At 73.5% G+C, this 24,067-nt stretch carries 20 protein-coding genes and 1 tRNA gene; 9 read left to right on the forward strand and 12 right to left on the reverse strand.

Annotated features, from left to right (window positions below):
- Window positions 1–212 precede the first annotated feature (212 nt).
- On the forward strand, window positions 213–1,904 hold the full coding sequence (locus tag AC6EXY_RS01000; protein ID WP_499816813.1) for a hypothetical protein: 1,692 nt from the start codon (window positions 213–215) through the stop codon (window positions 1,902–1,904).
- Between the two features lie 163 nt (window positions 1,905–2,067).
- The gene (locus tag AC6EXY_RS01005) at window positions 2,068–3,858 is read left to right on the forward strand and encodes an FAD-dependent oxidoreductase (RefSeq protein WP_101832962.1); all 1,791 of its coding nucleotides are present in this window, start codon (window positions 2,068–2,070) and stop codon (window positions 3,856–3,858) included.
- A 96-nt stretch (window positions 3,859–3,954) separates the two neighbouring features.
- On the opposite strand, the gene AC6EXY_RS01010 is transcribed toward AC6EXY_RS01005, so the two are convergent.
- Entirely contained in the window at window positions 3,955–4,776 is an 822-nt protein-coding gene (locus AC6EXY_RS01010; RefSeq protein ID WP_101832961.1) for an SPFH domain-containing protein, read from the reverse strand.
- 324 nt (window positions 4,777–5,100) lie between these two features.
- Here AC6EXY_RS01010 and AC6EXY_RS01015 point away from each other — a divergent pair, with 324 nt between their 5' ends.
- Entirely contained in the window at window positions 5,101–5,628 is a 528-nt protein-coding gene (locus AC6EXY_RS01015) for a peptidylprolyl isomerase (RefSeq protein ID WP_101832960.1), read from the forward strand.
- 40 nt (window positions 5,629–5,668) lie between these two features.
- Complete coding sequence (locus tag AC6EXY_RS01020; protein WP_499816814.1) at window positions 5,669–6,736, forward strand: rhomboid family intramembrane serine protease; 1,068 nt, start codon at window positions 5,669–5,671, stop codon at window positions 6,734–6,736.
- Window positions 6,737–7,105: 369 nt separating this feature from the next.
- Here the strand turns inward: AC6EXY_RS01020 and AC6EXY_RS01025 are convergent, their stop codons facing one another.
- Window positions 7,106–7,627, reverse strand: coding sequence for a PH domain-containing protein (locus AC6EXY_RS01025; RefSeq protein WP_499816815.1), 522 nt, complete (start codon window positions 7,625–7,627; stop codon window positions 7,106–7,108).
- A gap of 209 nt (window positions 7,628–7,836) precedes the next feature.
- Between AC6EXY_RS01025 and AC6EXY_RS01030 the strand changes: the two genes are divergently transcribed.
- Both AC6EXY_RS01030 and AC6EXY_RS01035 read left to right on the forward strand, forming a co-directional pair.
- The gene (locus tag AC6EXY_RS01030) at window positions 7,837–9,744 is read left to right on the forward strand and encodes a glycoside hydrolase family 15 protein (RefSeq protein WP_101832371.1); all 1,908 of its coding nucleotides are present in this window, start codon (window positions 7,837–7,839) and stop codon (window positions 9,742–9,744) included.
- Between the two features lie 99 nt (window positions 9,745–9,843).
- Window positions 9,844–10,161 carry a hypothetical protein gene (locus tag AC6EXY_RS01035; protein WP_243407623.1) on the forward strand — a complete coding sequence of 106 codons (318 nt, stop codon included), beginning with the start codon at window positions 9,844–9,846 and terminating at the stop codon, window positions 10,159–10,161.
- Between the two features lie 30 nt (window positions 10,162–10,191).
- Here AC6EXY_RS01035 and AC6EXY_RS01040 read toward each other — a convergent pair whose 3' ends face one another.
- Both AC6EXY_RS01040 and AC6EXY_RS01045 read right to left on the reverse strand, forming a co-directional pair.
- Window positions 10,192–10,740, reverse strand: coding sequence for a CchlQ (locus tag AC6EXY_RS01040; protein WP_101832369.1), 549 nt, complete (start codon window positions 10,738–10,740; stop codon window positions 10,192–10,194).
- A 243-nt stretch (window positions 10,741–10,983) separates the two neighbouring features.
- Complete coding sequence (locus AC6EXY_RS01045) at window positions 10,984–11,244, reverse strand: cell division protein CrgA (RefSeq protein WP_101832368.1); 261 nt, start codon at window positions 11,242–11,244, stop codon at window positions 10,984–10,986.
- A gap of 408 nt (window positions 11,245–11,652) precedes the next feature.
- Here AC6EXY_RS01045 and AC6EXY_RS01050 point away from each other — a divergent pair, with 408 nt between their 5' ends.
- Window positions 11,653–12,696: a DUF881 domain-containing protein gene (locus AC6EXY_RS01050; RefSeq protein WP_499816816.1), complete on the forward strand. Its 1,044-nt coding sequence runs from the start codon at window positions 11,653–11,655 to the stop codon at window positions 12,694–12,696.
- A 25-nt stretch (window positions 12,697–12,721) separates the two neighbouring features.
- On the opposite strand, the gene AC6EXY_RS01055 is transcribed toward AC6EXY_RS01050, so the two are convergent.
- The 8 genes from AC6EXY_RS01055 to AC6EXY_RS01090 are packed head-to-tail and all read right to left on the reverse strand — an operon-like array spanning window position 12,722 to window position 23,439.
- On the reverse strand, window positions 12,722–13,372 hold the full coding sequence (locus AC6EXY_RS01055; protein ID WP_499816817.1) for an aminodeoxychorismate/anthranilate synthase component II: 651 nt from the start codon (window positions 13,370–13,372) through the stop codon (window positions 12,722–12,724).
- 23 nt (window positions 13,373–13,395) lie between these two features.
- The gene (gene pknB, locus AC6EXY_RS01060) at window positions 13,396–15,468 is read right to left on the reverse strand and encodes a Stk1 family PASTA domain-containing Ser/Thr kinase (protein WP_499816818.1); all 2,073 of its coding nucleotides are present in this window, start codon (window positions 15,466–15,468) and stop codon (window positions 13,396–13,398) included.
- Window positions 15,465–17,177, reverse strand: coding sequence for a serine/threonine-protein kinase (locus tag AC6EXY_RS01065; RefSeq protein ID WP_101831999.1), 1,713 nt, complete (start codon window positions 17,175–17,177; stop codon window positions 15,465–15,467). The genes pknB and AC6EXY_RS01065 overlap by 4 nt, the downstream gene beginning before the upstream one ends.
- Window positions 17,174–18,619: a peptidoglycan D,D-transpeptidase FtsI family protein gene (locus AC6EXY_RS01070; RefSeq protein WP_101831998.1), complete on the reverse strand. Its 1,446-nt coding sequence runs from the start codon at window positions 18,617–18,619 to the stop codon at window positions 17,174–17,176. Before AC6EXY_RS01070 ends, AC6EXY_RS01065 begins: the two co-directional genes overlap by 4 nt.
- A complete protein-coding gene (locus AC6EXY_RS01075; protein WP_101831997.1) occupies window positions 18,616–20,112 on the reverse strand; it encodes an FtsW/RodA/SpoVE family cell cycle protein in 1,497 nt (498 codons plus the stop codon). Before AC6EXY_RS01075 ends, AC6EXY_RS01070 begins: the two co-directional genes overlap by 4 nt.
- A 13-nt stretch (window positions 20,113–20,125) precedes the next feature.
- Window positions 20,126–21,562, reverse strand: coding sequence for a PP2C family protein-serine/threonine phosphatase (locus AC6EXY_RS01080; RefSeq protein WP_101831996.1), 1,437 nt, complete (start codon window positions 21,560–21,562; stop codon window positions 20,126–20,128).
- A complete protein-coding gene (locus tag AC6EXY_RS01085; protein ID WP_101831995.1) occupies window positions 21,559–22,056 on the reverse strand; it encodes an FHA domain-containing protein FhaB/FipA in 498 nt (165 codons plus the stop codon). The genes AC6EXY_RS01080 and AC6EXY_RS01085 overlap by 4 nt, the downstream gene beginning before the upstream one ends.
- A 6-nt stretch (window positions 22,057–22,062) precedes the next feature.
- Window positions 22,063–23,439, reverse strand: coding sequence for an FHA domain-containing protein (locus AC6EXY_RS01090; protein WP_499816819.1), 1,377 nt, complete (start codon window positions 23,437–23,439; stop codon window positions 22,063–22,065).
- Window positions 23,440–23,598: 159 nt separating this feature from the next.
- On the opposite strand from AC6EXY_RS01090, the gene AC6EXY_RS01095 reads away from it, so the two are divergent.
- Window positions 23,599–23,681: transfer RNA gene (locus tag AC6EXY_RS01095), tRNA-Leu, on the forward strand.
- 205 nt (window positions 23,682–23,886) lie between these two features.
- A partial coding sequence (locus AC6EXY_RS01100) for a hypothetical protein (RefSeq protein WP_499816820.1) occupies window positions 23,887–24,067 on the forward strand: 181 nt, incomplete at its 3' end.

Consider the following 24,067-nt stretch of genomic DNA (forward strand, 5'->3'; position numbering starts at 1 on the left):
GTGATGGAGTCATGTCCTCATCATGTGAGCGTGGTGGCCCTCCACAGGAGCCCCTTGACCCGGCGCGGAGTACGGTGCCTGAACAGACGTCGTCCCGCCCGCGCCCCGCCGAACCCGTCTCGGTGGGCGTGATCCCCCGGCAGCCGGCCGCGACCGCATCAGGTCCGGACGACCCAGCCGCATCGAGTGACCCAGCCGAGGGAAGGAGGCATGTGTCGTCGGAGACGATCCAGCTCACCATCCCAGGTGCACTGGTTTCGATTCAGGCGGCACAGGAGCCGGGAACCCTGATCGCCGATCGCAGCGGCTGGCAGCGCGCCGTCCTGCGTGCCGCCCTGCCGTCGGCCGCGAAGCTCGTCGCCTGCACCCTTGCGAGTCACGTCGCGGACGCACCGTCGACCGTGCCGGCCGGCGCGGCGGTGAGCGGTCCGGGCCTGATCACGCTGATGGAGCAGACCGGCTACAGCCGGACCCACGTGCAGCGGCAGGTCTCGCGGCTGCGCCGGCAGGGCTGGCTGACGACCGTGGCCCGCCCGGCCGCGGGGCGGACCACCCGGTTCGCCCTGACCATCCCCGACGCGGCCGTGCGGGACGGCCTGGTCCGCCTCGTCGAGTCGCCGGACACCGTCCTCGCGTCGAACTCCGCCGCGAGCGGGAGCGCCCGGCGTCGCGGCCGGCGAGGCCGCGCCGGCTCGCACACCAGGAGCACGGCGCGACGGCGCACCCGCGCGATGGCCACCGTCGGCAGCGACGCGCCCAGTGCCAGCGGTGGCAGTGCCGGCCGCGGTGGCGACGGGGGCGGCTTCGTGGTCGACCTGGTGCCTTCCCGGCGTGGGCAGGACCAGGACGGCCAGACCCACCCGAGCCCCGGCGACCAGCCCGTTCCGACGCCCGAACCCTCCGTGGGCGCCGACCGCGCCAGCGGGTCCGTCACCGTCGACTCTCCCGTCGCCCCCGCGAGCCCCCCCGCCGCGACGCCCACGCAGGCGTCCCCGCCGGTCCAGCCCGCCGCCCCGGCGCAACCCACTGCCCGCGCCGCCGCCCCCGCCTCGCCCGCCACATCGGGAGTGCCCGCCGCGCCGACGCCTGCTGCCACGGGGAGCGGGGCGGACGCACACGGCTCCACCTGGTCCGGCTCCACCTGGTCCGGCTCCACCTGGTCCGGCGCTGCCGACGAGTCGCGCGCTGGTGACCGCGCCGCCGACCCGCGCCCCGCACAGCCGTCTGCCGCGCAACCGCACATCACCGACCAGCAGGCCGCTGAGCCGCAGGCCGCTGAGCCGCAGGCCGCTGAGCCGCGTGCCGCCGGGGAGCGGGACGAGGAGGTCGACGACCCGACGGCGCCGACCGTGCCGCTGCCCCCGCCGCCGCCAAAGCCGATGACGCTCGCGGCCACGCAGGTCATCAACGTGCTGGCGAACGCCATGCGCCGGCCCACCTCGGACTATCTCGAGATCTTCGGGAAGCTCCAGGTCATCTTCGACGAGGACAACTGGGATCCGGTCACCCTGGCGCTGCACCTCGTCCACATCATCAGCACCGGCGTGCTCGTCGGTGACGGCGACGAGATCGACAACCTGTCCTGGCGGCTCGACCGGCTTCCCCGCTCGTCGGCCGAGTGCGAGTGCCGCTCCTGTCTGGAGCAGCGCGGGGAGAAGCTCGGTGCGCGCCCGGCGCCGGGCACCCGGCGGTTCGCCCGTCCCGGCGCGGGCAGGTCGACCGGCGCCGGCGGCGGGAGCAAGCCGGCCACCGGCTCGGGCCAGGCGACGCGAGCGGCGGACATGGACATGTCGGACCCCCGGCCGGTGGAGATTCCCCGGCCTCCGCTGGAGGCGATCGAGCGGGCCGCCCAGGCCGCCCGCGAGGCCCGGGCGCGCGAGCGGGCCGCGGACGGCGCCGCCTGAGGCAGCCCGCCGCCCGGCCGACGCGCGCCAGGGCCACGGCCCCGGCGGATCGGGGGTCGTCGGCCCCGGCAGGCGGGCGCCGAGATGTTGCGTCGCCGGACGCAGGGCCCATCATGGGTAAGCCCATCATGGGTAAGCAGCGTCGACTGCGGCAGGTGGCGGCATGGCTGAGGGTGCACGCGAGGACGGTCACGACGCCGATGTGATCGTCATCGGCAGCGGCTTCGGTGGCAGCGTGAGCGCGCTGCGGCTGGCGGAGAAGGGCTACCGCGTGCTCGTCCTCGAGGCGGGCCGCCGGTTCAGCCCGAGTTCCCTGCCGCGCAACAACTGGCATCTGCGGCGCTATCTGTGGCTGCCGTGGCTCGGCTGCCGCGGCATCCAGAAGATCACCTGGCTGGGGCGGGTGCTGGTGCTGTCCGGGGCGGCGGTCGGCGGCGGCTCGGTGGTCTACGCGAACACGCTGTACCGCCCGCTCGACGCGTTCTACGCGGACCCGCAGTGGCGGAACATCACCGACTGGCGGGCGGAACTGGCCCCGTTCTTCGACCAGGCGGAACGGATGCTCGGCGTCACCCCGAACCCGACGACCACGTACGCCGACGAGGTGTTCCGCGGGGTGGCCGAGGACATCGGCGTCGGCGGGACGTACGCGCCGGCCCGGGTCGGGGTGTTCTTCGGGCGCGACGGCCGGCAGGAGCCCGGTGTGCGGGTCCCCGACCCGTACTTCGGCGGCGCCGGGCCGAGCCGGGTCGGCTGCGTCGAGTGCGGCGAGTGCATGACCGGCTGCCGCCGCGAGGCCAAGAACACGCTTGACCGCAACTACCTGTGGCTGGCCGAACGGGCCGGCGCGCGGGTCGTCCCGGACACCACCGTGACCGCGCTGCGCCCACGCCCGGCCGGCGGTTACGAGGTTGACATCGTCCCCACCGGGAGTTGGCGGCGCCACGGGCGTTGCCGGACGCTGACGGCGCCGCAGGTGGTGCTCGCCGCCGGCACGCTCGGCACCCAGCGGCTGCTGCTCGCCGGCCGGGAACGCGGCGACCTGCCGGCGCTGTCCGCCCGGCTCGGCGAGCTCACCCGCACGAACTCGGAGTCGATCCTCGGCGCGACCCGCTACCGCCCGGACCGCCGGTTCTCACGCGGGGTGGCGATCACGTCGTCGTTCTACCCGAACGGCCACACCCACGTGGAACCCGTCCGCTACGGCCGGGGCAGCAACCTGATGGCCCTGGTCAGCGCGGCGATGACGGACGGCGGCGGGTCCCGGCCGCGCTGGGTGAAGTACCTGCGGGAGGTGGTCGTCCACCCGCACCGCGCGCTGGCGCTGGCGCTGCCCTGGCGCTGGTCCGAGCGGACGATGATCATGCTGGTGATGCAGTCCCGGGACAACTCGCTGACCGTCTCGCTGCGTCGCGGGCCGTTCGGGCTGCGCTGGCTCACCAGCCGCCAGGGCCACGGCGACCCGAACCCGTCCTGGATCCCCGAGGGCAACGCCGCCGCCCGCCGGCTCGCGGCCCGCCTCGGGGGCTATCCCGGTGGCTCCATCAGCGAGATCGCCGACATCCCGATGACCGCGCACATCCTCGGCGGCGCCCCCATCGGGGCCGACCCCGCCACCGGCGTGATCGACGCCTACCAGCGGGTCCACGGATACGAGGGGCTGCACGTCGCCGACGGCGCGGCCGTCTCCGCGAACCTCGGGGCCAATCCGTCGCTGACCATCACCGCGCAGGCGGAACGGGCCATGGCGTTCTGGCCGAACAGGGGGGAGCCGGACCCGCGCCCGCCGCTGGGCGCGCCCTACCGCCGGCTCGACCCGTGCCCGCCGGCGCGCCCGGCCGTGCCGGCGGACGCCCCCGGCGCGTACCGGCTGTCCGCCGCCACCGCCGCCACCACCGCCGCGGCCACTGCCACTGCCACCACCACCGCCGCTGCCGTGCCGCCGCATCGCTGAGGCCCGGGCCTCCACGGAGACCCGGGCCTGGACGCCGAGCGTGCCGAGGGCTGGCTGACGAGGGCGCGGCGCGGCCAGCTTTCGGCGTGGGGGCGGTCAGCGGGGGTGGCTGGGCTCGCCGAGCGTCGTGTCGACGCCGGGCAGCTCCTCGAAGTCGCTCGTGGAGGTGCGCAGGCGCTCGTCGAAGCCGTCCGCGCCCAGCGCCGCGGTGCCACTCGCGGTCCCCGCGCCGCCGGTGGTGGACGCCGGGCCGGTGTCGCCGGCGGAGCCGGGCGTCGCGGTGGTCGGCGCGCTGGAGTCCTGCTGGGACGTGCTGGAGTCCTGCTGGGATAGGTAGCGCCGCGCCGCGACGGTGCCTGCCGCACCCGCTCCCAGCACGAGCAGAGCGAGCAGGCCGCGCCGGCGGTGGCGGTGCACCCGGGCGAGCTTGGTCTGGGCCTTGGCCAGCCGCTTCTCCAGGATCTGCTGGGCCCGGTCCGCCTCGGCGCGGGCCTTCGACTCCTGCGTGATGGCGCGCCGCGAGCGCTGTCGCTCGGCCCGCAGCTCCGCGGCGGCGTGCGCGCGCTCGGCGTACAGCTCGGCCCGTGACCGGGCCTTCTCGACCCGGCGGCCCGCCCGTCCGGACACGACGACGGCGGAGCCCGCCGCCTTCCCGGCGGCCCTGCTCGCCGCGCGCTGCGCCGACGCGCCACCGCGCGAGGCGGCGCTGGACGCGTCGGAGATCCGGTGCGCGACGGAGACCCCCGCGTCCCGGGTGGCCGACGCGGCGGTGCCCGCCGTGTCACCGGCGATGCTCGCCGCCCGGTGGGCGGCCGTGCCGGCCCGGTCGGCGGCATGCCGGGCGGCGTCCGACAGTCCGGTGACCGGCGTGGTGTCGGTGACATGCGCGATGTGGTCCTTCAGTGTGGTGCTGCTCATGGCGTCCTTCCCTGCTTCCCTGGCGCTTGCCTGCTTCCCTGGGGCCGATCCGTGTCGTGGGCCGTCGGGCGGGCGAGAGTCGTCGGACGGTCAAGATCTGTGCAGTGTGCCGTACCCCGAGACCGGGACTCTCCAACGCGCGAACGCCCGCAGGCGTGTCACGCCGACCTGCCTGACATGCCTGAGCTGCGCTGTCGGCGTCACGCTGGGTGGTGCGGATCGGAGCTTCCCGGAACGTCCGGCCCGGTCGGCGCATACGATCGGGGCCGGCCCCGGTGCCGTGAAGACCTGACATCCACCCAGACCTGAAGAGAAGAGAGCCTCATGGCCGAGGAGCTGTACGCGACGCTGCGGACGACTCAGGGGGACATCCGGATCCGCCTGTTCCCCGACCACGCTCCCAAGACGGTCCGCAACTTCGTCGGGCTCGCCACCGGGACGCAGGAGTGGACGGACCCGGCGTCGGGCCAGAAGAAGACCGGCACCCCGCTCTACAGCGGGACGATCTTCCACCGCGTCATCCCGGGCTTCATGATCCAGGGCGGCGACCCGCTGGGTTCCGGCCGCGGCGGCCCGGGCTACCGGTTCGCGGATGAGTTCCACCCCGACCTGACGTTCAGCAAGCCCTACCTGCTGGCGATGGCGAACTCCGGGCCGGGCACGAACGGCTCGCAGTTCTTCGTCACCGTCGAGCCCACGACCTGGCTCAACCACAAGCACACCATCTTCGGTGAGGTGGTCGAGGGGACCGACGTCGTGGACGCGATCGCGAAGGCGCCGACCGCCGCCGGGGACCGGCCGCAGACGGACGTGGTGATCCAGGAGATCATCATCGACCGTCAGCAGGCCTGAGCGCCCGGCCGGGCGAGACGTCGCGCGGGAAGCCAGGAGCATGAGCACAGTGCCGCCGGGACCGGCCGGCGAGCCGGGCCCGGCGGGGACGGGCTGGCGCCCCAGCGTCGGCCCGCCCCCCGGCCAGTCCGGCTGGGTCCCGCCGCCCGCGGCGGGGGAGGGTCAGCCGCCCGTCGGCGGCCCGCCGCCCGGTGGGTTCCCGCCCGGCGGCGGCGGTCCGTGGGCGGGTGGCCCGCCGCCTGGGGCGCCGGCGATCCCGCACTGCTACCGGCATCCGGACCGGGAGACCTACGTCTCCTGCCAGCGCTGCGGCCGCCCGATCTGCCCGGACTGCATGCGCCCGGCGGCGGTCGGGTTCCACTGCCCCGAGGAAGGCCACGCGGGCGGTGGCCGCCGGGGCACGGGGGCAGGGGGCGGCGCGCCGCGGGAGGCCCGGACCGTGCTCGGGGGGCGGGTGCGTCTCGCCGGGCAGGCGCTGGTCACCCAGATCCTCATCGGGATCTGCGTCGTCGCCTACTTCCTGCAGGGCCTGCCGGGCCTCGGCAGCGGGTCCACCGGCAACGAGTTCACCGACCGCTTCGCGATGATCGGCTACCGGATCGCGGTCGATGACCAGTACTACCGACTGCTGACGCCGGCGTTCCTGCACGCGGGCGTACTGCACATCCTGTTCAACATGTACGCGCTGTTCCTGCTGGGATACCAGCTGGAGGCGCTGCTCGGCCGGGCCCGTTACCTCGGCCTTTTCGTGGCGGGCGCGGTCGGCGGCAACACGCTGAGCTACCTGCTCGGCGGGCTGACGACGGCCTCGGTCGGCGCGTCCACGGCGATCTTCGCCTTCTTCTCCGCCTACTACGTGATCGCCCGCCGGCTGCGGGTGGACTCCGGGCAGATCCTCGTCGTGATCGGGATCAACCTGGCCATCACGTTCACGTTCAGCAGCATCGACAAGTGGGGCCATCTCGGCGGCCTGGCGGTCGGCGCCCTCATCGGGCTCATCTACGCCTACGTGCCCCGCCGCCTCGCCTGGGTCCAGGCCGGCGCGGTGACCGCCATCGTCGCGGCGCTGTTCCTCGCCGCCGTCGTCAAGTCCACCGCCCTGGTCTAGGCCGCCCCCGCCGCGGTGTCGTGGCCGTTCGTGGTGGCCGTGTTCTGGCACTGTCACGGCGGCCTGTGTCGCGTTTTCGCGGCAGAACGGACAGCGGGCCGCGAAGTTGCGACACGGCGACGATGTCCCGTGCACCCGCTTCCCACCGGTGGGAAGTCCGGCAGATCCGCCCCACCCCTCGCTGTTCTGGTCGCCACCCAGGCCGGAGATGATCAAGGTTGGGTGGTGCCGGGTCGCGGTGGGTGAGGCCGTGGGCGGCAGCAGGCGACGGGCGGCGAGGTCGGCGGTAGGAGACCGCAACGCGGTGGGGGCTGCGGGCAGGGTGTCCGGGCTGCCGGGTGTCCGGGCTGCCGGGCTGCCGGGCAGGCGTCAGCCGTGGCAGCGGCGGACCTGGTTGACATGGTCGGCGATCGGGCCGGGGTCGGCGCCGAGCTGGCGGCGGGTCAGCAGGATCGGGCCGTCGATCGTCTCGATCTCCAGGGTGCGCAGGTGCACGGCGCGGCGGTTGTGGGTGAGGGTGCCGGCGCGGACGTCCACCACCGCCGCCCAGGGTAGATGCCGGCGGCGGGCGCCGTCGACGAGGTCCACGCCGTCCGGTCCGACCCGCAGCGCCGGGCGGGCGAGTAGGTCGCGGGCGGCCAGCACCCAGAGCCCGGCGGCGAGAACGCCGACGAGCAGCCGGCCGGCCGCGTCGAGCGAGCCGACCCGCCAGGCCAGCGGCCCGACCGCCGCGACCAGCGCGGCGACGGTGCCGCCCAGCGCGTACAGCCCCACCCGCCACAGCGGCGGTGACCAGCTCGCCTCGGCCGGGCCGGGCGGTTCGCCGGCGTCGGCGCCGGCTGGATCGGCTGGGCCCGTGGGGTCGGCGGGGCCGGTGGGATGCGCGGTCATGGCCCCACGCAACCACAGGTCGGGTGGAGATCGGCGCCGAGTTGCCGGGCGGGCGTGGTGCTTGCACCATGCTGAGTAGCGGCTACGATTCGCTATCTTGCCAGTACTCATAGTGCCGTTCCTGCGGCGTCCCGTTCGGGGCGGGGGTTCGCGGCGCACCGGCGGGGGTCGCGATGGAAGCCGTGGCAGGTCGTGGTCAGGGGGATCGGGTGGCACACTCGCCGGTACGACGCAGCGGGGGCAGCCCGTTCCCGCCCATCGCGGAATACGGATTCCTTTCCGACTGCGAGACGAGCTGCCTGGTCGCGCCCAGTGGCAACGTCGAGTGGATGTGCGTGCCGCGGCCGGACACGCCGAGCGTCTTCGGTTCGGTGCTGGACCGCTCCGCTGGCGGGTTCCGCTTCGGCCCGGACCGCACGCAGATCCCCGCCGGCCGCCGCTACCTGCCCGGCACCAACATCCTCGAGACGACCTGGCAGACCCCGAACGGCTGGCTCATCGTCACCGACTGCCTGGTCGTCGGCCGCTGGCATCGCACCCATCTGCGCTCCAAGACGCACCGCCGCACCCCCAGCGACTGGGACGCCGACCACGTGCTGCTGCGCCTCGCCCGCTGCGAGCACGGCACGGTCGACCTCAGCCTGGTCTGCGAGCCGAACTTCGACTATGGACGGCACGCCGAGTCCTGGCAGTACGAGGCGGAGGACTACTCGTCCGGGGTGATCAGCCACGCGGGCACGAACATCACGCTGCGGCTGCGCACCGACCTGCGGCTCGGCTTCGACGGCCGCCGCGCGCTGGCTCGCACCACGCTGCGCGAGGGCGACACGGCGTTCGTCGCCCTGACCTGGCGGCCCGAGGACCCGCTGCTGCCGGACACCTACCTGCAGGCCTGCAACGCGGTCGAGCGCACCACGGAGTTCTGGCGGCAGTGGCTCTCGCGCGGCATGTTCCCCGACCATCCGTGGCGACGTCACCTGCAGCGCAGCGCGCTGGCGCTCAAGGGCCTGACCTACGCGCCGACCGGCGCGCTGCTCGCGGCGGCCACCACGTCGCTGCCGGAGACGCCCCGCGGGGAGCGCAACTGGGACTACCGCTACAGCTGGCTGCGCGACTCCACCTTCGCCCTGTGGGGCCTGTACACCCTCGGCCTGGACTACGAGGCCAACGACTTCTTCTCGTTCATCGCCGACGTCGCCGAGCATGACGACGACGACATCCAGGTGATGTACCGGGTCGGCGGCGAGCCGCGCATCGACGAGGAGATCCTCGGCCATCTGTCCGGCTACGAGGGCGCGTCACCGGTCCGGGTCGGCAACGCCGCCGCGCTGCAGCACCAGCACGACGTGTGGGGCGTCGTCCTCGACTCCGTCTACCTGCACACCAAGTCGCGCGACTACCTCTCGGAGCGGCTGTGGCCGGTGCTGGTGCGTCTCGTCGAGGCCGCCGCGGCGCACTGGCGCGAGCCGGACTGCGGGATGTGGGAGGTCCGCGGGGCCCCGCAGCATTTCACCGTCTCCAAGATGATGTGCTGGGTCGCGCTCGACCGCGGCCGCCGGCTCGCGCAGATGCGCGGGGACACGAAGACCGCCGCCCGGTGGAAGACCATCGCCGAGGAGATCCACGCCGACGTCTGCGAGCGGGGCGCCGACCACCGCGGCGTCTTCACCCAGTACTACGGGTCGAAGGCGCTGGACGCGTCGCTGCTGCTGATGCCGCTGCTCGGCTTCCTGCCCGCCTCCGACGAGCGGGTCAAGGCCACCGTGCTCGCGGTCGCCGAGGAGCTCACCGAGGACGGCCTGGTGCTGCGCTACCGCACCGACGAGACCGACGACGGGGTCAGCGGCGAGGAGGGCGCGTTCCTGATCTGCTCGTTCTGGCTGGTGTCGGCGCTGGTGGAGATCGGTGAGCTGACCCGGGCCCGGCAGCTCTGCGAGCGGCTGCTGAGCCTCGCGAGCCCGCTGGACCTCTACGCCGAGGAGATCGATCCGCACAGCGGCCGCCACCTCGGCAACTTCCCGCAGGCGTTCACCCACCTGGCTCTGATCAACGCGGTGATGTACGTCATCCGTGCCGAGGATGCCGAGGCCTACGCCCGCCCGTCGCCGTCCACCTGAGCACGTCAGGCCCGTTTTCGGGGCGCTGGCGGGGCCGGGCGCACTAACGTGGGTGCGGTGGCCAGCCTGGAGATAAGGGAAAAGCGGGTCGAAGTCGTAATGAGCGGGTTGGAGCGGCTCGGCGCGCTACGCGGGGACGTCTCCGTCGGGCTCGACGAGGTGCTGGACGTGCGCTCGGCGCCGGAGCCGTTCACCGAACTGCACGGGTTGCGGATGCCGGGCACCGGCATTCCGCGGGTGATCGCGCTTGGCACGTGGCACTCCCGGCACGGCCGGGACTTCGCCGCCGTGTACCGGGGCCGCCCGGCGGTGGTGGTGGAGGTCCGCCCGGGCGGCGAGTTCCGCCGCCTCATCGTGGCCGCCCGCGACCCCGAGGCCACCGTCGCCCGGCTGCGCTCCGCCGTCCTCGCCCGCTGACGGACCGCGGGAGCCGTCGGCCGCGCCTGTCTAGCCGCCGGCGAGTGCCTGTCGGCACACCGGGCACCGGTCCGTGCCGTCCCAGCTCCCCCAGCCGAAGGTCACGGGGGCCAGGCCGGGCGCCTCCAGCTCGGCGCGAACCGCGGCCCGGTAGCGCCACACGGCGTCGAGGTAGGGATGGTAGGCATCGTGGAACGCTGGCGACGCGTGGCCGGCGCCGGCCGCGACACAGCGGCGCAGCTCCCGCAGCCGCTCGAACATCAGCTGGCCGGCGGCGACCACCGGCGGTGAGGCGTCCAGGAACAGCCGTTCCCGCACGTCGTAGATGCCCGCGTCCGCCAGGACCGTGCGCGAGCGCGCGTCCCGGTCGGCGGGCAGCGCCGACGTGTCACCGGCGATCTGACGTAACCGGGTGTGGCAGACGCCGGCCGCCACGATGAAGGCGACGTAGGTGTCCTGGCGGCGTTCCCGCCGCGCCCGGCCGTCGTCGTCGCGGGCGCGGACCCGGTCCGCCAGCACCGTGCCCGAGATCGCGATGACGGCTCCGCTGACCGTCGCGACCAGTGTTCCCCAGTCCACCAATGCCTCCAGTAACGCCCCGCGAACACTACCGACGGCGGACGGCGGCATCAGCCTCCCGGCGAAGAACCCGCGAGCGGGGCGCGACCAGTGCCCACCGGGTTGCCCTTCGCCGATCCTCCCCGGATGGGTGATATCCACAATTGTGGACAACGGTTGTGGATAGATGACAGCCATGCAAGTTCCGCCGGGCCCCCGGCGGACTGGCCGACGGAGGGCGCTATTGCCGAACCCGCCGCCGGGTCAGCGCCACTGGGTTGACACTGCCAGCCCAATGACGACGAAACCGAAGCCGACGAGGATGTTCCAGCCGCCCAACGCCTCCATCCCCAGCACGCCGCCGTTGGAGAAGTAGTAGACGAGCAGGTAGACGATGCCGATGAGGAAGAAGGCCAGGATCAGACCGCCGAACCAGGGCGGCGACGGCGGCCGGCTGCGCCGGGCCTGGCTGGTGGTGGTGCTCTGCGTCTGCTTCTTCGGCTTGCGGCGTCGCGACTCGGGCACTGCGGAACTCCTCGGCTGACCATGCGTGGACGAGCGGCGACCGTCGCCGCTGCCGTGGGCGCGGCCCCGGTGACGATCCCGCGCTGGGCACCAGGGTAAACAGCCCGCCGACGGACACGCCGGCTGCGTACCGGCAGGTGGGTCTGTCTCCCGGTGACAGCGCCGCCAGGCCGCGGCGCGCCGGGCGCGGACGGGGTATCGAGCCGGGAATTGTGCGGACATGCGCGCCACGCCGCGCTGACGTGGGCTCAACCGTGTCGCGGGCCGCGTAGCCTGCGGCGGGGGCGATGACTCCGACGCGGCGGACGGATCGCCCCGCCCGGCGTGCCCATGCCCGTGCGCGGCGCCCGCCCGCGATCCGCCCCCGACTCGACGCGCCCGGCTGGCGCGCGGGAATCGAGGTCGGCGGTGGTGATCACCCGCGGCGAGATGGACGGAGCCGGCGACGAAGCCGCCGCGAGCGCCGGCGGCGATGAGGAAGACCGTCCGGGCGTGGATGCGGCGCGGCCTGCCTGGCTGGCGGCCGCCTGGAGAGGCCGGCTGGCGGCGGCATGGCGAGGCCGGTTGGCGGCGGTGCGGCCTGGACAGCCGGGTGCGCCGCGGCGAGGGCGGCGGGTCGTCGTGGTCGGGGTGGTGTTCTGCCTCGGTCTGCTGGCGGGAGTTGTCGTCGGGCACGTGGGGCCGTTCGGGTCCGCCGGCGATCGTGAGGACACCGCCCTCGTCGCCGGTGGGATCCCCGGGGTCGTCGCCGCCGAGTCGCGCCGTGTCGACGCCCGCCGGGAGGCCTCGGCAGGATCCTCGGACGTGCCGGGACCGGTGGTCGGGAGCGAGGGTCGTGGCCCGTCCGGCTCCGCGTCGCCGTCGACCTCGCCGGGCGGGTCGGTGTCGCCGGGTGGGTCGCCTACAGCCGGGTCGTCGACGGGTGGCGGGGGGCGGTCGGGTCCGGACACGGCTGCGCAGGCGCTTGCCGCGGGGCTCGCCGGGCCGGTGGGTGCGGCGGCGGTGCGCGGGCCGGCGTTGACCGTCGAGCTGAACGACGCGCCGGCGTCCAGCCGGCACGGGCCCTACCCGCCCGGCGTCGCGGCCCCGGGCCCGGACGACCTGGTCGTGCACCAGCAGGACGTCCAGGCGGTCGTGAACGCCCTGTGGGCCGGCGGCGCCGAGGCGATGACCATCATGGACCGCCGGGTCACCGCCCGCACGGCGGTGCGCTGCGTCGGCAACACGCTGCTGCTCGGTGGCGAGGTGTTCTCCCCGCCGTTCCGGATCACCGCCATCGGGGACATCGCGGCCCTGCGTGCCCATCTGCGCGACGACCCGCAGGTCACGATCTACCGCCAGTACGTCAGCGCCTACCGGCTCGGCTACCGTGTCACCGAGAACCCGGACGCCCGCCTGCCCGCCGCCGACCTGCGAGCGGCCTCAGGGCGGCCCGGCGCCGAGCCGAACTGACCGACGTGAGGCCGGTCTGGCTGGCTCAGGCGAAGGCGGCGGCGCGCAGGGTCTCGACCTCGTCGGACAGGCCGGGGGCCAGGCGTCGGGCGGCCCCGCCATCGCCGCACTGCTCCAGCCAGCGGGCGAGCATCAGGTGGCCGCCCTGGGTCAGCACCGACTCGGGGTGGAACTGGACGCCCTCCAGCGGCAGCTCCCGGTGCCGCAGCGCCATCACCACGCCGCTGGCCGTCCGGGCGGTCACCTCGATCTCCGCCGGCAGGGTGCTCTCCTCGACGGCGAGCGAGTGGTAGCGGGTCGCGATGAACGGTGACGGTAGGTCGGCGAGGACGCCGACCCGGTCGTGACGCACCTCGGACGTCCGACCGTGCAGCAGCTCGGGCGCCCGGTCGACGGTCGCGCCGAACGCCACGCCGATCGCCTGATGCCCGAGGCAGACGCCGAGCAGCGGCACCCGGTCCCGTGCACAGGCCCGCACCATCGGGATGCTCACCCCGGCGGCCTCGGGCGTGCCCGGGCCGGGGGAGAGCAGCACGCCGTCGACGCCGAGGCCGGCGAGCTCGTCCGGTGTGACCTCGTCGTTGCGCCGCACCACGCACGCCGTCTCCAGCTGGCCGAGGTACTGGACCAGGTTGAACACGAACGAGTCGTAGTTGTCGACGACCAGGATCCGCATCGGTGAACCTCCTGCCTGCCCGCTCAGCCTGTCCCGCCCTGGCCGGCACCGCCCTGACCGCCACCGCCCTGACCGCCACCGCCGCCCTGCCCTCCGCCGCCCTGACCGCCACCGGCGCCGACGGGGGTCGTCGGTGTCAGCGTCGGGAGCAGGGTGGGGGACGGGGAGGGGGTGCCGGGCTGCTGGGTGGGCTGGCCGTCGGGCGGGGCGGTCTCGGTGGGGCTCGGCGGGGCGGTCGTCGGCGCCGCGGTGGCCACCGACAGGGTGATGGTCGACCCGCGCGGCACGTTGCCGCTGGCAGGCGACTGGTCGATGACCGTGCCGGGCGCCACGTTGCTGTTGACGACCGACTGCTGGGTCGCCTGCAGACCCGACTGGCTGAGCAGCTGGATCGCGCTCGAGACCGACCGGTTGGTCACGTCGGGCACGTTGACGTTGGCGCTGACGATGTTCAGGGTCACCATCGCGCCCGGCTTGACCGGCGATCCGGCCGCAGGGTCGGTGCTGTCCACCGTGCCGACCTTGTGCGACGACGGGTTGGCGTAGACCTGAGAGTTCGGCGTCAGACCGAGGCTGCGCAGCTCGGCCTCGGCGGCGGCCTGAGGTTTGCCGATGAGATCATCCGGGATCGTCACGTCCCCGGCAGCCTTGCCCACGGTCAGGGTGATGACCCCGTCGATGGCGACCTTGCTGCCCTGCGCGGGATCGACCTTGATGACCTGCCCGGCCTTGTCCGGAGCGTCGACCGTGACGATGCGTGGCGTGCCGCGATACCCGGTGCTCTGCAGCCGGGCCCGGGCCTGCGTCTCGCTCTGGCCGACGAGGCCGGAGGGGATGGTGATCTGCTCCGCCGAGCCGCCGCCGCCACCGCCGAGGAACGAGGTCGCGAGCAGCACGACCGCGACGAACACCACGACGATCCCGAGGCCGGCGAGGATGTACTTCCACGTCTGGGACCGCTGCGGGTCGGGCAGTGCCCGGCGGTCGATGGCGCCGGTGACGTCGTAGCGGTCGAACGGGCCGGTGCCGAACCGGCCGTCGTCGTAGCCGTCGTCCCGGTAGGACGTCGCGTCCGCCTCGAACCGGTCGTCGCTGCCGTAACGGTCCCGGGTGGGGTAGCCGGCGCGGTCGCCGCGGCCCATCAGCGCGGTGCTGGCGGCCGTGGCGGGGCCGAGGGTGGTGGCGGCACCGTTGGCGCCACCACCATCCATCATGGCGTGTACGCGGCGCCCGGCCAGGGCGCGTTCCAGATCGTCGCGCATCTCACCCGCGGTCAGATACCGGTCGTCCGCGTCCTTCTCCATCGCCTTGAGGACGATCGCGTCGGCCTCGAGGGAGATGTCCCGGTCGTGCGCGGACGGCGGGTCCGGGTCCTCCCGGACATGCTGGTAGGCGACGGCGACCGGGTTGTCGCCGCGGAACGGCGGGGAGCCGGTGAGCAGCTCGTAGAGCAGCACCCCGGTGGTGTAGACGTCGCTGCGGGCGTCCACGCGGGCGCCGCGGGCCTGCTCGGGCGACAGGTACTGGGCGGTGCCGATCACGGCGGCGGTGGCCGTCATCGTCGATGACGTGGCGGTGGTGGCCCGGGCGATGCCGAAGTCCATCACCTTGACCGAGCCGTCCGGGCTGAGCATCACGTTCGCCGGCTTGATGTCCCGGTGGATGATGCCCATCCGGTGGCTGTAGTCCAGCGCGGCGCAGACGTCGGCGGTGATCTCCATCGCGCGACGCTCGGTGAACCGGCCCTCGGCCTGCAGCGCGTCGCGCAGCGTCCGGCCCTCGATGAACTCCATGACGATGTACGGGATGTGCGTCCCGTTGATCTCGTCCTCGCCGGTGTCGTACACCGAGACGATCGCCGGGTGGTTCAGCGCCGCGGACGACTGCGCCTCGCGCCGGAAACGGGCGAGGAACGTCGGGTCGCGGGCGAGGTCCGAGCGCAGCGTCTTGATCGCGACCTCACGGCCCAGGCGGATGTCCCGGCCGCGGTAGACCTCGGCCATGCCGCCATAGCCGATGCCGGCGCCCAGCTCGTAGCGGCCGCCGACGAGCTGCGGAGCCGCGTCGGGCGTGTACATCTCCGTCGCGTCGGTCACGAATACTCCCCCGCCGTCGCCCCTCCCGCGCCGGAGACCGCCGACCCGGCACTGCCGTTGACGATTTCATCACCGAATGAGGTCGGGTACACCACCCCTGGTGGTGTGGCGGCCGAGTTCGATTCGGAACCATTGCTGGAGAACAACTTGTTGGTCACGAAGGCGGTAATGGCGATCGTGAGGACCAACAGAATGATCAGGACCGGCAGGGGCAGCGCCAGGCGGCCGGAGCCGCGCCCGGCGTCCGTGCGGCGGCGGGCGGCGCGTCCCTGCCAGGCCTCGTCCGCGTCGCCGCCCCCGCCGGGCGGGCGTGACCAGGCGGGCGGGCCGGGCTGGTAGAGCGTGCCCGGATCGCGGCCGCCACCGCGCTCGGCGCCCCCCCGGTAGCCACCGTCCCCACCGTATCCGGGCTCGTCGCCGTACCCGGTCTCGGGGCCGTAGCCACCCTGCTGCCCGTACCCGGTCGGCTCGGCCGGCCCGCGGTAGGCGGTCTCGCCGTAGCCGGCGTCGTGGTAGTCGGTGTCGGCGAACGGCGGGCTGTGCATGGCGGTGGCGGGCAGGTTCGGTCCGCCGGGGGCGGCACCGGGCGCCGCCTGGGTGCGGTCCGGGCCGGAGCCGGCGCGGCCGGGCCCGCTCGTCCGCCCGGACGGCGGGTTCTGCGCCGGCGGCAGCCAGGACGGCGGCCGGTTGCGGGCGGTGGCGCGCAGCGGGCGGCCTGTCTGCCCGCCGGTCGGCGGGATGCCGGCACCCGGGCCGGGATGGCGTGCGGTCGCGTCGGGCGGGCTGGATGCCTGGCCCGGCCAGCGGCCGGGGGAGTCGGGCGGCCACAGGTTGCGCCGGATGCCCGCCGCCGAGCGGGCGAACGCGCCCGCCGAGCTCGGCCGGCGGCTCGGGTCCTTGGCCATCGCCGACTCGACCAGTGCCCGCACCTGGTACGGGACGTCCGAGGGCAGCGGCGGCGGGGTGTCCTGCTGGTGGGCCATCACCACGACGATCGGGTTGCGGTCGTCGAACGGCCGGCGCCCGGCCAGACACTCGTAGGCGACCACGCCGAGCGAGTAGACGTCGGACGCCGGCGTCACCGGCCGCCCGGACGCCTGCTCGGGCGACACGTAGTAGGCGGTGCCCATCATGATGCCGGTCGCGGTCAGCGGGGCGGCGTCGACCGCGCGGGCGATGCCGAAGTCGGTCACCTTGACCGCGCCGTCCGGGCGCAGCAGCAGGTTGCCGGGCTTGACGTCGCGGTGCACGACGCCGAGGGCGTGCGCGGCCTGCAGGGCGTCGGCGGCCTGGCCGAGGATGTCGAGCATCCGCTCGGGGGCCAGCCGCTTCTCCCGGTGCAGCGCGGCCGACAGCGGCTCGCCCTCGACCAGCTCCATCACCAGATAGGCGGTGGGGTAGTCGTCGGCGGTCGCGACCTCGCCGTAGTCGTAGACGGACGCGACGCCCGGGTGCGACAGCCGCGCCGCGTGCCGCGCCTCACCGCGGAATCGGACGAGGAACGACTCGTCGCTGGCGTACTCCGGGCGCAGCAGCTTGACGGCCACCGGGCGGCCGAGGGTCTGGTCGTGACCGCGCCACACCTCGCCCATGCCGCCCGCGGCGATCCGGCCGTCGAGCCGGTACCGGTTGTCCAGCACGGTGTTCGGGGACGCGGCACCCGCGAACGGCTGCGAGGGCGACGTCGGGTTGCCGGGGGAGTTGTTCATGGCGTGTCCAATGCGGCCTGCATGACCTGTTTCGCGACGGGGGCAGCGATGGCACCGCCGGTGCCCACCTCGCCCCCGCCGTCCTCGACGATGACGGCGACCGCGACCCTCGGCGCGTCCGACGGCGCGAAGCCGACGAACCAGGCGTGCGGCGGCTCGCCCGTGCCGTGCTCCGCGGTACCCGTCTTACCGGCGACGGAGACGCCGTCGAGCTGTGCCTTGCGGCCGGTTCCCGACGTCACCACGCTCTCCATCATGGTCGTGAGCTGGCCGGCGACGTCGCCGCTGATCGGCTGGCCCAGCTCCTTGGGGCTGGTGCGGCTGATGGTCCGTTTGTCCGGCCCACGCAGTTCGGACACGAGATAGGGCTTCATCTCCTTGCCGCCGTTGGCGATCGCCGCCACCACCTCCGCCATCTGTAGGGGCGTGACCCGCACGTTGTACTGGCCGATCGCCGACTGCGCCGTCTGCGCGCCGTCGAGCGTCGACGGGAAGACGCTGCGGGCCTGTGGCAGGGGGAAGTCGGGGAAGGTCTCGCCGAAGCCGAACGCCTGTGCCTGCTGGCGCAGCACGTCCGCGCCCAGGTCGATGCCGAGCTGCCCGAACGCGGTGTTGCAGGAGATCGTCAGGGCGTGGATGAGGGTGTCGGTCCGGCCGTCGCCGCACGTCTCGCCGTCGAAGTTCGGCAGCGTCGCCGTGCTCTGCGGCAGCCGCAGCTCGTTGGGCGCGGCGATCCGGGTGTCGGGCGTGCGGCCCTGCGCGAGCGCGGCGGCGGCGGTGATGAGCTTGAACGTCGAGCCCGGCGGATAGGTCTGCTGGGTGGCGCGGTTCAGCAGCGGCTGGGCCTTGTCGCTCGACAGCACGCCGTAGGCGGCCGTCGCGGTCTTCTCGGTGTGGCTGGCCAGCGCGTTCGGGTCGTACGAGGGGCTGGTGACCATGGCCAGCACGGCGCCCGTCTTCGGGTCCAGCGCGACGACGGCCCCCTTGCGGTTGCCCAGTGCCTGCGCGGCCGCCTGCTGGACGGCCGGCAGCACCGTGGTGATCACCGAGCCGCCGCGGGGCTGCTTGTTCGTGAACAGCCCGGTGACCCGGCTGGCCAGCAGCCGGTCGTCGTCGCCGGAGAGGAACTCGTCCTCGGAGCGCTCCATCCCGGCGGCGGTGAACAGGGTGTAGTAGCCGGTGACGTTCGCGTAGAGGCTGCCCGTCGGGTACTGCCGCTGGTACTTGTACTGGTCGTTGGACGGGAGCGAGCGGGCGATCTCGGTGTCGCCGGCGACGATCGCGCCGCGCTGCCGCTCGAGCCGCTCGGTGACCTGGCGGCCGTTGGTCGGCTGGGTCTTGAGGCTGCTCGCCTGGCCCACCTGCAACCAGTTCGCGTTCACCAGCAGCGCGGCGAACAGCACGACGCAGGCGACGGCGACCTTCCGCGCCGGGCGGTTCATGTCGTCTTCACCACCTGTGTGGGGCTCTCGGAGACCGCGCCCGGATCGAACAGCGGGGCATCCAGGACGGGTTCGGGGGCGCGCCGCGCGCTGTCACTCACCCGCAGCAGCAGGGCGATGATCGCGGCATTGGCCACGATGGACGATCCACCATAGGAGACGAACGGCAGGGTGAGCCCGGTGAGTGGGATGAGCCGCATCACCCCGCCGACCTGCACGAACACCTGAAGCGCCAGGGTGAACGACAGGCCCGTCGCGATCAGTTTGCCGAAGGCGTCCTTGGCCCCGAGGGCGGCCCGCATGCCGCGCAGCACGATCAGCGCGTACATGGTCAGGATCGCCATCACCCCGGTCAGCCCCAGCTCCTCGCCGAGGCTCGCCATGATGAAGTCGGTGTTCGCGAACGGCACCTTCTGCGGGTGGCCCTGGCCGAGCCCGGTGCCGGTGATACCCCCGGCGGCGAACCCGTAGAGGCCCTGCACGAGCTGGTAGGACTGGTTGGACGGGTTGTCGCCGTCGAAGGCGTGCAGCCAGCCGTTGACGCGGACCTGCACGTGGCCGAACAGGTGGTAGCCGATCACCGCGCCGATCATGAAGAGCAGCAGGCCGAAGATGATCCACGAGGCCCGCTCGGTGGCCACGTAGAGCACGACCATGAACATCCCGAAGAACAGCAGGGACGAGCCGAGGTCGTTCTGCACCACCAGGATGCCGAGGCTCGCCAGCCACGCGACCAGCAGCGGGCCGAGGTCGCGGGCACGCGGCAGCTTCATGCCGAGCACGGAGCGCGAGGCGAGCGAGAGCACGTCCCGCTTGTTCACCAGGTAACCGGCGAAGAACACCAGAATGATGATCTTCGAGACCTCGCTGGGCTGGAACGAGAACGGCCCGATCCGCAGCCACAGGCGGGCGCCGTTGATGCTCGTGCCGATGCCCGGGACGATCGGCAGCAACAGTCCCACGATGCCGACGAGCCCCGCCGTGTAGGCGTACCGGGCGAGGCTTCGCAGATCCCGCACCACCGCCAGGACCAGCACGAAGACGATGACCGCCAGCAGCGTCCAGACCAGCTGGACCTGGGCCGCGCTCGGTGGGATGTGGGTGCCGGCCCGTTTGGCCGCCTCGCTCTTGGCCAGGTCGAGCCGATAGATCATCACCAGCCCGAGCCCGTTGAGGGTCACCACCAGCGGCAGCAGCACCGGATCCGCCGCCGGGGCGAAGCGCCGCACCGCGAGGTGCGCCAGCGCCCACAGGCAGAAGAACCCCATGCCGATCGTCAGGACCTCCAGCGACAGCTGTCCGACGTCGGCGAGGGTCAGCGCGGCCAGCGCGCTCGTCGCCACCACACCGGCGTAGACGAGCAGGGCCAGCTCGCGCCGGCGGTACGGCGGGAGGTCGTTGCCCCGCGGCAGCGGCAGCCCGGCGAAGGTGGCGGTGAGATCCGCCGACCTCGGCCTGCGCAGCGGGGGGAGGGGAATCGGCGGGCGGGTCATCGCTGGCCTGAGGTCACGGGGACGAAGTGGGCGAGGGCGGACATCCTGGCACGGCGGTGACACCGGGGGCCTGGGTCGCCTGCGCGCAGGCCGCCGTCAGCAGGCCGCCACCGGCGGGCAGCGAGGGCGATTTCGGCCGTTCGGTCGGGGTCGGACTGGGCGAGGGGAGTGCCGCCGGTCTGGTGGGGGTGGGCTTGTCCAGCGAGTCGATGATCTGCTCGCCGTCCGCCCGGCTGTCGGCCGGGATGCCGCTGCGCAGGTCGTCCCGGTCGAGCTCGGCGACGTCGGACAGCGGCTGGTGGTGCGACAGCGCCGACGAGAACGAGACGCCGAGGAGGCTGCCCTTCACCCCCTGGAACAGCGTCACGCGGTCCTCGTCGTCGACGCCGACGTAGTACTGGCCGCGGACCCAGGCCCAGCTGCCCGCGGCACCGGCGACGACAAGAACGAGCACGATGGTGGAGACGAACAGGACCCGCCGCCCGTTGCGGCGCCTGCCGGCCCCTGCCCCCTCCCCGTCCGCGTCGTCGCCCTCGTCGTCGCCGCGGTCACTGGCCTGCTGCTGACGGTCCCGGCGGTGGAACCCCGACCGGCCGATGCGCGCGGCCTTCGCCGCCGCCGACTCCGTGTCGGGATGGCGGGGGTCGGGACCACTGCGCGCCGAGGCCGCCCCCGGCACCACGCGCTTCTCCGCCGCCGCGCCCGCGACCAGCGGGTACGGCAGTGCCTCGCCGTGATCCTCCTCGATGTCGGCGATGACGACCGTGATGTTGTCCGGTCCGCCGCCCTTGAGCGCGAGGTCGACGAGCTGGTCGACCGCCTCCTGCGGGGTGGGCAGGAGCAGCGTCTCGAGGATCGTGTCCTCGCTGACCACGCCGGACAGACCGTCGGTGCACAGCAGGTACCGGTCGCCGGGGACCGCCTGGCGCACCGACAGGTCGGGCTCGACCTCCCGGCCGTCGAGGGCACGCATCAACAGCGAGCGCTGGGGATGCGTGTTGGCCTGCTCCGGGGTGATCCGCCCCTGGTCGACCAGGTCCTGCACCAGCGTGTGGTCGTGGGTGACCTGGCTGAGGACGCCGTCGCGCAACAGGTAGGCGCGGGAGTCCCCGACGTGCAGCACGCCGAGCATGTCGCCCGACGAGAGCACCGCCGTCACCGTCGTGCCCATCCCGTCGAGGGCGCTGTTCTCCAGCGACATCTCGCGCAGCTGGCGGTTGGCGTCGCGGACGGCCTCGTTCAGCTCGACGACGAGGTCGTCGCTGTCGACCTCGTCGTCGAGATCGGCCAGGCGGGAGATCACGGTGGAGCTCGCGACCTCGCCCGCGGCATGACCGCCCATGCCGTCGGCCACCGCCAGCAGACGCTGGCCGGCATACGCGGAGTCTTCGTTTCCTTCCCGTACGTGCCCGACATCCGAGCGGACGGCGAAGTGAAGCCTGAGGCTCACCGGTGGAGCTCCAGGACCGTCTTCCCGATCCTGACCGGCGCGCCGAGAGGTACCGGCATGGGACTGGTCACCTTCGTACGGTTGAGGTATGTGCCATTGGTCGAGCCCAGGTCCTCGACGAACCACTGCCCGTCGTGGGGCACGAGTCTCGCATGCCGTCCTGATGCGAAGTCATCCTCGAGGACCAGAGTCGAGTCCTGTGCCCGTCCGATGGTGACAGGGGACGATCCTAGCGGAATCGTTGTGCCTGCCAAGTGCCCCTTGGTTACCACGAGTTTGCTCGGAGACCGCGGCTTGTGCACTGGTTGCGGAGGCGGCGACGGGGGTGTCGGGCGTGCCATGGGCGGTGGTCCGCGCCGCTGCTGACGCTTCGTGGGGCCGAACATGTCCAGCCGCACGGCCCGCACCGCGACCAGGACGAAGCCCCAGAGCAGCGCGAGAAAGCCGATCTTGACGATCAGCAGGACGAGTTCGCTGGGCTCGGTCGGGTCCATCGACGACTACCAGCCCCGATCAGGGCGTGACCGGCCACGCCCCCCGCCGCCGCCCGGCCGCGGGACGTCCATCTGGCCCGGCAGCTGCGTCTGCGCGTCGTACACGTCCTCCAGCGGCTCCAGGCCGTCGTCCATCGCGGGCCGGGCCCGCTGGGGCTCGCGGCGAGGATCATCGCCCCAGACGTCGTCGCCGCGCTCGCCAGGGGAATCGCGTGGGTCGCGCCGGTACGGGTCGTGCCCGCCGCGCGCCGGGCGGCCCACGCGGTCCCGATCGGAGGTCCGGTCCCGATCGGAGGTCCGCTCCCGATCCGCGTAGCGGTCCCGCGCGGCGTACCGGTCCTGGCCCGCGTAGCCGTCGGCCCCGGCCGACGGGCCCCGCCCGCGGTCCCGCGGGCCCGGATCGCTCACCGAGCGCGCCGGCCCATCCCGATACGGATCCGGCGGATACGACTGCCCCGGGCGCGCGTCACGCGGCGCGTACGGCTCGGCGCGGCCGCCGCGCGGCGTCGACCCGCCGCGCGGCGTCGACCCGCGGCGATACGGATCGTCCGGCGGTGGCGTCGGGCGCCGGTCCGGCGGCGCCGTCGGGCGCTGCGCCACCCGCTCGGGGATGGGAGTCGACCGGGCGGCGCCCCGCCCCGCCCCGCCCCGCCCCTCGCCGCGCTGGAACACGATCGTCGCGGTGCCCAGCTCGATCCGATCCCCGTTGACCAGCTTGACCTGCGTCGCCGCGCGGCCATTGACCAGGCTGCCGTTCGTCGACCCCGCGTCGACGTACAGGAACTGGCCGTCGGGAAGCCGGCGGATCTCGCCATGCCGCCGAGACACCCCGGTGTCGTTCAGGCGGATGTCACACTCGACGCTGCGGCCGATGACAGTCGTCTCGGCGTCCAGCGGGTACTCCCGTTCCCCGACGCCGGAGCCACCCGGCGCCTTCGTCGTGATCATTAGATGGGGGGTGCCGGGGGCGCTCGGATGTGGCCGGGACCGGCGGCCCGCGACCACGCCAGGATCGGCCGCCGCCACGCTGCTGCGGATCCGGAACACGCCGACATCGAGATCGGCGGCCTCGGACATCCGCACCGTCACCGGGCCGACGAAGGTGTACCGCTGCTCGGCGGCGTGCTCACGGACCATCTCCGCCAGCTCGTCGCACAGCGCCCGGTCGTACGGGGAGAGGCGGGTGAAGTCGCCGCTGGCAAGCTCCACCGCGAACTCGTTGGGCACCAGCACGCGGTTCGAACTCACCGCCCGCCGGTCGTCGGTCTCCCGGGCCAGCGCGCTGGCGATCTCGACGGGCTCGACCCCGCCCTTGAACACCTTGGCGAACGCACCCTCGACGAGGCCGCCCAGGCGCCGTTCGAAGCGTTGTAGCACGCCCATGCTCGACCTCCCTTCTCCCGGTCTGTGAGATCGTATGCCCCCGGGCGCGGACGCCCTACGGCTCCGCAGCCTGACATGTCCGCGGCTCCCCCGACCCCCCGGCGCAGCGGACATCTCAGGCGTGATAGCGTGTCCCCTGGTTACGAGATAGTCCCACTCGGGCGAGTGGCGGAATGGCAGACGCGCACGGTTCAGGTCCGTGTGTCCTAACGGACGTGGGGGTTCAACTCCCCCCTCGCCCACGAGCCGGCCCATCGTGGTCGCCGACTTTGGTCGGCTTCCCGGTGGGCCGCAATTTTTTCGGGGGGGCGACCCCCCGGGACCCCCCGAGGGATCGAGCGGGGCTCGATCCGGGGTGGGGCTCGCCTTCGGCTTCGGGGTGTTGTGGGCTGGCCCAGGGGTCCGGCTTTGGTCTTGGGCCTCGGCTTTGGGTCCCGGCCCCGGGGTTTGGGCTCGCCTTCGGCTTCGGGTCGGCCTCGGTTTGGGCTCGCCTTCGGCTTCGGGCTCGCCTTCGGCTTCGGGCTCGCCTTCGGCTTCGGGCTCGCCTTCGGCTTCGGGCTCGCCTTCGGCTTCGGGCTCGCCTTCGGCTTCGGGCTCGCCTTCGGCTTCGGGCTCGCCTTCGGCTTCG

The sequence above is a fragment of the Frankia sp. RB5 genome (assembly GCF_059816245.1).

What these genes read in the sequence shown, in the direction of transcription:
- AC6EXY_RS01085 (WP_101831995.1), bottom strand. Translation starts at nt 22,056, where the DNA reads ATGGACCCGACCGAGCCCAGCGAACTCGTCCTGCTGATCGTCAAGATC.
- AC6EXY_RS01055 (WP_499816817.1), bottom strand. Translation starts at nt 13,372, where the DNA reads ATGCGGATCCTGGTCGTCGACAACTACGACTCGTTCGTGTTCAACCTG.
- AC6EXY_RS01065 (WP_101831999.1), bottom strand. Translation starts at nt 17,177, where the DNA reads ATGAACAACTCCCCCGGCAACCCGACGTCGCCCTCGCAGCCGTTCGCG.
- AC6EXY_RS01090 (WP_499816819.1), bottom strand. Translation starts at nt 23,439, where the DNA reads ATGGGCGTGCTACAACGCTTCGAACGGCGCCTGGGCGGCCTCGTCGAG.
- AC6EXY_RS01020 (WP_499816814.1), top strand. Translation starts at nt 5,669, where the DNA reads ATGAGCACAGTGCCGCCGGGACCGGCCGGCGAGCCGGGCCCGGCGGGG.
- AC6EXY_RS01010 (WP_101832961.1), bottom strand. Translation starts at nt 4,776, where the DNA reads ATGAGCAGCACCACACTGAAGGACCACATCGCGCATGTCACCGACACC.
- AC6EXY_RS01005 (WP_101832962.1), top strand. Translation starts at nt 2,068, where the DNA reads ATGGCTGAGGGTGCACGCGAGGACGGTCACGACGCCGATGTGATCGTC.
- AC6EXY_RS01035 (WP_243407623.1), top strand. Translation starts at nt 9,844, where the DNA reads ATGAGCGGGTTGGAGCGGCTCGGCGCGCTACGCGGGGACGTCTCCGTC.
- AC6EXY_RS01015 (WP_101832960.1), top strand. Translation starts at nt 5,101, where the DNA reads ATGGCCGAGGAGCTGTACGCGACGCTGCGGACGACTCAGGGGGACATC.
- AC6EXY_RS01075 (WP_101831997.1), bottom strand. Translation starts at nt 20,112, where the DNA reads ATGACCCGCCCGCCGATTCCCCTCCCCCCGCTGCGCAGGCCGAGGTCG.
- AC6EXY_RS01025 (WP_499816815.1), bottom strand. Translation starts at nt 7,627, where the DNA reads ATGACCGCGCATCCCACCGGCCCCGCCGACCCCACGGGCCCAGCCGAT.
- AC6EXY_RS01070 (WP_101831998.1), bottom strand. Translation starts at nt 18,619, where the DNA reads ATGAACCGCCCGGCGCGGAAGGTCGCCGTCGCCTGCGTCGTGCTGTTC.